We start from the raw sequence: 221 nt of genomic DNA on the forward strand, positions 1-221 counted from the left end.
TGCCATGCGTGAACCAACCAAAATAGCATGCGGCTGCATTGCATTGAACGCTTCAAGATCCGGCTCAAATACAGTTCCTACCGATTTTGGTTCAGGCTGTGTTTCTGAGTGTAGATTCTTTAGTAGTAGACCACCTGGCATACGATCGACTGCTACATCTAGCGCCGCCAAATCTTGCATAAACGTCATGTCATAAACGACAAGTGGCGATGGGTTCATAG

General features: G+C 46.6%; 1 pseudogene. It reads right to left on the reverse strand.

What is annotated here, in order from left to right:
• Positions 1–221: pseudogene (locus V6252_RS13245) on the reverse strand (siderophore ABC transporter substrate-binding protein); the annotation flags it as partial.

It is taken from the genome of Psychrobacter proteolyticus, assembly GCF_038155145.1.
In the GTDB taxonomy this organism is placed as follows: domain Bacteria; phylum Pseudomonadota; class Gammaproteobacteria; order Pseudomonadales; family Moraxellaceae; genus Psychrobacter; species Psychrobacter proteolyticus_B.